The sequence below is a fragment of the Synechococcus sp. CCY9202 genome, from assembly GCF_034931685.1.
In the GTDB taxonomy this organism is placed as follows: Bacteria; Cyanobacteriota; Cyanobacteriia; order PCC-6307; family Cyanobiaceae; genus CBW1002.
Window position 1 is genome coordinate 1 of the sequence record NZ_JAYGID010000047.1, and the last position, 6,517, is coordinate 6,517.

The window sequence follows — 6,517 nt, forward strand, 5'->3', positions numbered from 1 at the left end:
CGACCGGCGCTGCCGCGACCATCCCGAGGCCTGGGGTTGTTCCAGCACGGGGCAGGGCTTCTGCCGCTTTCTCTGGGTGAATGCCGCCGGGCACTACCTGGCCGTGATCACCGCCGGCGGGGATGCCAGCAGCGGTGATCCAGGCCTGGTGCAGCAGTGGTTCCTCACCGACCCGCCCTGACCTCACACCGTCAGGAGCCTGGCCCCCTCACACCGTGGCCATGTGGCGCATCAGGTCGAGGCACTTGCAGGAATAGCCCCACTCGTTGTCGTACCAGCTCACCAGCTTCACGAAGGTATCGGTGAGGGGGATGCCGGCCTTGGCATCGAAGATCGACGTGCACGACTGCCCCAGGAAATCCGTGGACACCACCTCATCCTCCGTGTAGCCGAGGATGCCGGCCAGCTCCCCTTCCGAGGCGGCCTTCACGGCCGCTTTGATGCTGTCGTAGCTGGCGGGCCGCTCCAGGTTCACGGTGAGGTCCACCACCGACACGTTCGGGGTGGGCACCCGGAAGGCCATGCCGGTGAGCTTGCCGTTCAAGGCCGGGATCACCCGGCCCACCGCCTTGGCGGCACCGGTGGAGGAGGGAATGATGTTCTGGCCGGCGCCGCGGCCGCCCCGCCAGTCCTTCACCGAGGGGCCGTCCACCGTTTTCTGGGTGGCGGTGGTGGCGTGCACCGTGGTCATCAACCCGGCGGCGATGCCGAAGTTGTCGTGGATCACCTTGGCCAGGGGCGCCAGGCAGTTGGTGGTGCAGGAGGCGTTCGACACGATCTCCTGGCCCGCGTAGGTGGTGTGGTTCACCCCCATCACGAACATCGGCGTGTCGTCTTTCGACGGGGCAGACAGCACCACCCGCCTGGCGCCGGCGCGCAGGTGGGCGCGGGCGGCCTCATCGGTGAGGAAGAAGCCGGTGGATTCGAGCACGTAGTCGGCACCCACCTCGCTCCAGCGCAGGTTGGCGGGATCGCGCTCGGCGGTGATGCGGATCGCCTTGCCATCCACCACCAGCTGGCCGTTCTGTACCTCCACCGATCCGCCGAAGCGGCCGTGGGTGGAGTCGTAACGAAGCATGTAGGCGATGTAGTTCACATCGATCAGGTCGTTGATCGCCACCACCTCCACGTCATCGAGCTGGCAGGCGCGGCGAAATACCAGACGCCCGATCCTGCCGAAGCCGTTGATGCCGATCCTGATGGCCATGAGCGTTCGTCCCTTCCCTGGGATGCATGCCGTTTCACCCTATGCAGCGGCCGGGAGGTTGTCTTGCTCCTCCGTTGCCTGCTTGGATCGACCGTGTCTTTCGATCCACCGCTCTGGTTCGATCGCCGCCAGGCGGGGCTGGCGTTGGCGGAGCGTTTTGGCCTGGCATCGCCCTGCCAGCCAGCCAGCCTGCTGCTGGCATTGCCTCGCGGCGGTGTCCCCGTGGCGGCGGCGATGGCGGACCGGCTCCAGTTGCCTCTCCGCACCTGGTCGGTGCGCAAGGTGGCGGATCCGGCCGATCCGGAGGTGGCGATCGGCGCCGTCGCGGCCGGCCCTGTGGCTGCGTCTGTGAAGGTGGGCCGTGGGATGACAGGCGGTGGGATGGCAGCCGCTGGGGTGGTGGTGTGGCGCGATGGCGTCGAGGCCAGCGGCCAGGCTGCCGCCGCCCGCCAGCTGGGTTGGCTGCAGGAGCAGGAGCGGGAGCTGGCCCGGCGCCAGCGGCTGTTCGGCGATCCGGAGCCCGGAGCGTTCCGGGGCCGCCACCTGATCGTGGTGGACGACGGCATCGCCACCGGCATGACCGTGCAGGCGGCCCTGCGTTCGTTGCGCCAGCTGCAGCCGGCTTCCCTCACCCTGGCGGTTCCGGTGGTGGACCGGGCCGTGGCGATCGATCTGAAGCGTCAGCTCGATCGTTTTGAAGCCCTGGCGGTGGTGGACGACCTGCTGGCGGTGGGTCTGTGGTTCGAGCGGTTCGAGCAGCTCACGGACCCGCAGGTGCTGGAGCTGCTGCAACCGTTCCAGCGGCTCCCTGGCCTGGAGGGTGAGCGTTGACCAAGCTGGAGAGTGAGGCTGAGGAGAAGGGGGTGCGAATGACAGGGAGCCGTCGCGCTATCCCCTGGGCTCGGTTGTTCAGCGCACCGGTCACCCTCTGGCTGCTGCTGCTGGGGATCGGCCTGCTGGACCTGGCCACGCCGCCCCAGATCCCGCTGGCCAGTTTTTACCTGATGCCGGTCCTGCTGGCCGCGGGGCTGCTTTCTCTCCGGCACACCCTGGCCATGGGAGTGGTGGCCGTGCTGATGGCTCTGGCCATTGGTGCCCTCCAGGGCCTCCAGACCAGCCCCTTGTATTGGGTGCGGATTCTGGCCATGGCCATGGTCGTGATGCTGGCCCTGGCGCTGACCCGCGAACGGCTGCAGCTGGAACGTTCCTATCGCCTGATGGCCGAGTACGCCTCCGATGTGGTGTTCTCGGCCTCGCCGCAGGGGGTGACCGAGTGGGTGTCGAGTTCCGTGCATGCCCTCACCGGCTGGCGGCCCCGGGATCTGATCGGCAGGCCCTTCGGGCAGTTCGTTCACCCCGATGACATCGACAGGCTGCGCGAAGCCGATGCCTCCTTTCGGCGAGGCGAAGCCAACCACTTCGACCTGCGTGTCCGTTGCCGCCAGGGCCATTACCGCAGTGTGGCTGTGACAGGCCGGGGCTTGCGTTCCGGGTCTGGTCTGGTGACGAGCATCGTGGGCAGCTGGCGCGACATGCGCCCGGAGCAGCTGGCTCGTCAGGCCCTGGAGGACATGATCGCGGTGTCTCCGATCGGCATGGGCCTGTGCGAATCGCGCCTGGGCAGGTTCCTGACGGTGAATCCGGCACTGTGTCACTTTTTCGGACGTTCCGAGCAGGAGCTCCTCGGGGTCAGCTGGCAGACCCTCACCCACCCCGACGATCTGGCCATGAATCAGGCCCATACCAAGGAGGTGTTGGCCGGATCCCGCACCATCTATCGGGTGCGCAAGCGTTATCTCCATCAGGACGGCAGCGTCATCTGGGGTGATCTCTCACTCTCCGCCCGCCGCGCGGCTGACAACGCGGCGGTGGAAATGGTCGTCCAGATCATCGACGTGACCCAGCAGGTGGAGCTCGAGGCCGAACTCACGACAATGGCCCGGCTCGATCCCCTCACCGGACTGCTCAACCGCCGTGCTCTGGAGGAGCGCCTGTCGGCCCTGGAGGAGGGCCGGCGCCATTCCGATCTGCCGCTGGCCGTGCTGTTCTGCGACATCGATCACTTCAAGGCGATCAACGACGGCCAGGGCCATGCCGCCGGTGACGCGGTGCTGCAGGTGGTGGCTCACCGGCTGCGCAGCGCCATTCGTCAGAGCGATCTGGCCGCCCGTTTCGGCGGCGACGAGCTGGTGGTGGTGCTGGAGGGGCTGGGGGCGGCGGATGACGTGCCACCGGAGTCGATGGTGGTGGCCTTGGCCGACAAGATGCGCCGGCAGATGGCCGAGCCGATTCCGTTCGAACAGGGCACTCTGAGCGTCACCCTGAGCATCGGTGTGGCGCTGCTCCAGCCAGGGGAATCGACCCAGGAGTTTCTCGCCCGGGCCGATGCCGCGCTCTACAGCGCCAAGCAGGCCGGGCGGAACCGGGTGGTGTGCGCCGCGCCTGCCCAGGAGGAGGCCCCATGAATCCAGCTGCCTTTGTCCTGGCGCTGTGTGTGTTCCTGGCCTACGGGGCCACTGGCCTGTTCAGCCAGAGCCTGGTGTTCGTGGGATCCACCGTTTCGCCGCTCTGGTTGCCGGCCGGGCTCGCCCTGGGCCTCGGCCTGCGCTGCAGGGGGAAGCGCCTGGTCGTGGCTGCCGGGGTGTTTGCGGCCCAGCTCCTGGTGTTCTCCGCCGGACCCCAGATCAAGGCCTGGCTGCTGGGCAACACCGTGTACGGCCGTGTGGTGCCCCTCACCATCGCCTCTCTGCCGGCGGCGGGTGCCACCGCGGGGTTGCTGCTCGCCCTGCTCTTCCTGCGCCGCTGCGGCATCGGCACCCGCATCGATCGCCCGCTCGACTACCTGGCCCTGGCGGCTGCGGCCGGGATCCAGGCGGCCGTGGCGGCAACCGCGGGAGCCACGGCCCTGGTGCTGTTCGGGGCGGTCCCTGCTGGGTTCTGGCAGGACGTGGCCACCACCTGGGCCCGCGGGGACTGGGTGGGGGGGATCCTGGTGGCGCCGCTGATCCTCGCCCGGCCCGATCCGCGCCTGCAGGGGACCCGCTTCCGAGCCGGTCGCTGGGAGAAGGCGATGGTGCTGGCCTGCACCGTTCTGGTGGCCCTTGCCATCTTCGGCGGGGTGTCCGACTCCGCAGCACGCCAGCTGAGCGGCACCTATCTCTGTTTCGTGCCCCTGCTCTGGGGTGCCCTGCGCTGCTCCGCCCGGGTGGTGGCGTTGCAGGTGGTGCTGGTGGCCCTGACGGCCACCGTGCCCACCCTGCGCGGCCTTGGACCCTTCGCCGGCTTCGCCGCCCTCAACGACCGCATGCTCTCCCTGCAGGTCTTCCTGGCGGTGGAGTCGCTCACGGCGATGCTGCTCGGCGCGATCGAGCAGCAGAAACGAAGGGTGGAGGTGGAGCGCGATCGGCAGGCGCTTGATCTGATCGAGGCCAAGGAGCGGGCCGAGGCGGGCTCCTTGGCCAAATCGGAATTCCTGGCCAACATGAGCCATGAGATCCGCACGCCCCTCAACGGGGTGCTCGGCGCCGCCCAGCTGCTCTCCGCCTCGCCGCTCACGGCCGAGCAGGACGAACTGGTGGGGGCGATCCGCTCCAGCGGCGACGGCCTGCTGGTGCTGCTCAACGACCTGCTGGATTTCTCCCGCATCGAGGCCGGCCGGCTGGAGCTCGAACCGGTTCCGTTCCAGCCCCGCAGCCTGCTCAGCCAGGTGGTCGAGCTCTTCCGCCCCAGCCTGGCCGAGGGGGTGAGCCTGGAGCTCGAGAGCGGCGAGAGCCTGCCCGCCTGGCTGCTGGGGGATCCGGCCCGGCTGCGGCAGGTGCTCTCCAACCTGCTCGGCAATGCGGTGAAGTTCACCCCGGCGGGCGGCTCGATCCGGGTGCGGCAGCACGGCGATGGCCGCACCTACCGCCTCGAGGTGATCGATACCGGCATCGGCATCCCGCTCGAGAGCCAGGCCGATCTGTTCGAGCCCTTCCGGCAGGCGGATTCCTCCACCGTGCGCCGCTATGGCGGTACGGGCCTGGGGCTGGCCGTCTGCCGGCGGCTGGTGGACCTGATGGGGGGCACGATCGCCCTGGAGAGCATCCCCGACCGCGGCACCACCCTGCGGGTGGAGCTGCCCCTGCCGGCGGTGGAGGCGCCCCCCGAGGTGGTGGCCGCACCGGCCGCCCCGCTGGCGGCGGCGGTGCGGGTGCTGATCGCCGAAGACAACCTGCTCAACCAGCGCATCCTCGAGCGCATGCTCGCGGGGGCCGCCTCGGCCGTGGGGCGGGCCCGCACGGGCCGCGAGGCCCTCGAGGGCTGGGAGGAGGGCCGCTGGGATCTGATCCTGATGGACTGCCAGATGCCCGAGATGGACGGCCTCACGGCGGCCCGTGAGATCCGGGAGCGGGAGGCCCGGCTGGGCCGGGCTCCGATTCCGATCATCGCGGTGACGGCCAATGCCGCCGCCTCCGATCAGCAGGAGTGCCTGGCCGCCGGCATGAGCGACTTCCTCACCAAGCCGGTGCAGCGCGAGGCCCTGGTGGAAGCGATCCGGCGCTGGGCGCCCACCCCGGAACCGCTGCCTTAGCGCTGTCTGCGCCGGCCGCAGAGCCGGCGGATCAGGGCGATGGCCTCGGCCACGTCGAACGGCTTGGTCAGAAAGGCGTCCATGCCCGCCTCCAGGGCAGCCTGCCGCTGCCCGGTGGTGGCCCCGGCGCTGAGGGCCACCACCGGCAGGTGGGCCAGGCTCTCCTGAGCCCGGATCTGCCGGGTGGCAGCGCAGCCATCCAGGCCTGGCATCTGCAGATCCATCAGCACCAGATCGGCGCTGCCGGGGTGGGCCGCCAGCCAGTCGAGGGCCTGCTGGCCCCCCTCCGCCTGGCTGATGCTGGCCCCCTCGTTGCTGAAGATCCGCTCGGCCAGGTGGCGGTTGAGCCGGTTGTCATCCACCACCAGCAGATGCAGGCCCTCCAGGGGCTTCTGGGCGGCTGCAGTCTCGTCTGCTGTTGCGCCGGCTCTGCCAGGGTCGGCCGCAGATTCCGTCGTGCCCTTCTCGGCCCCGAGGGGGTCCTCGAAGCCGGACAGGGCCGCCGCCAGTGCCGTGGCGGTGATCGGCTGGTCGAGCACGCCATCCACGCCTGCGGGCAGGCCGGAGGCCTCCAGGGCCAGGCTCTGGCCAGCCCTCACGATCAGCAGGATCCGCAGGATCCGCGGCGGCGGCTCACCGCAGGCCTGGCGAATCGCTTCGGCCCCTGCCGCCCGATCCAGCAGCACCAGCTGCGGTGGCGGCTGCTGCGGGTCATCGCGGTGGAGCAGGGCCAGGGCCGC

6 protein-coding genes are annotated in these 6,517 nt (G+C 69.7%); 4 read left to right on the forward strand and 2 right to left on the reverse strand.

Translation table 11 applies throughout. The features are described from left to right. Positions 1-181 (forward strand): hypothetical protein (locus VB777_RS06995; RefSeq protein ID WP_323247949.1); only part of this gene is annotated, 181 nt, incomplete at its 5' end. A 27-nt stretch (positions 182-208) separates the two neighbouring features. On the opposite strand, the gene gap is transcribed toward VB777_RS06995, so the two are convergent. After that, positions 209-1,207, reverse strand: a complete 999-nt coding sequence (gene gap, locus VB777_RS07000; RefSeq protein WP_197158300.1) for a type I glyceraldehyde-3-phosphate dehydrogenase — start codon at positions 1,205-1,207, stop codon at positions 209-211. A gap of 93 nt (positions 1,208-1,300) precedes the next feature. Between gap and VB777_RS07005 the strand changes: the two genes are divergently transcribed. From VB777_RS07005 to VB777_RS07015, 3 genes are read left to right on the forward strand one after another with little or no spacing between them, the layout of a single operon-like run. Continuing rightward, complete coding sequence (locus VB777_RS07005) at positions 1,301-2,038, forward strand: phosphoribosyltransferase (RefSeq protein WP_323247951.1); 738 nt, start codon at positions 1,301-1,303, stop codon at positions 2,036-2,038. After that, on the forward strand, positions 2,035-3,672 hold the full coding sequence (locus tag VB777_RS07010; RefSeq protein WP_323247953.1) for a diguanylate cyclase: 1,638 nt from the start codon (positions 2,035-2,037) through the stop codon (positions 3,670-3,672). The genes VB777_RS07005 and VB777_RS07010 overlap by 4 nt, the downstream gene beginning before the upstream one ends. Next, positions 3,669-5,777: a hybrid sensor histidine kinase/response regulator gene (locus VB777_RS07015; protein ID WP_323247955.1), complete on the forward strand. Its 2,109-nt coding sequence runs from the start codon at positions 3,669-3,671 to the stop codon at positions 5,775-5,777. Before VB777_RS07010 ends, VB777_RS07015 begins: the two co-directional genes overlap by 4 nt. Here the strand turns inward: VB777_RS07015 and VB777_RS07020 are convergent. Further along, positions 5,774-6,517: response regulator (locus VB777_RS07020; RefSeq protein WP_323247958.1), on the reverse strand; the 744-nt coding region annotated here is incomplete at its 5' end. The two genes, VB777_RS07015 and VB777_RS07020, sit on opposite strands and share 4 nt — an antisense overlap.

Bases quoted from the DNA above. Each gene is read 5' to 3' on its own strand.
- gap (WP_197158300.1), bottom strand. From the start codon at position 1,207: ATGGCCATCAGGATCGGCATCAACGGCTTCGGCAGGATCGGGCGTCTG.
- VB777_RS07015 (WP_323247955.1), top strand. From the start codon at position 3,669: ATGAATCCAGCTGCCTTTGTCCTGGCGCTGTGTGTGTTCCTGGCCTAC.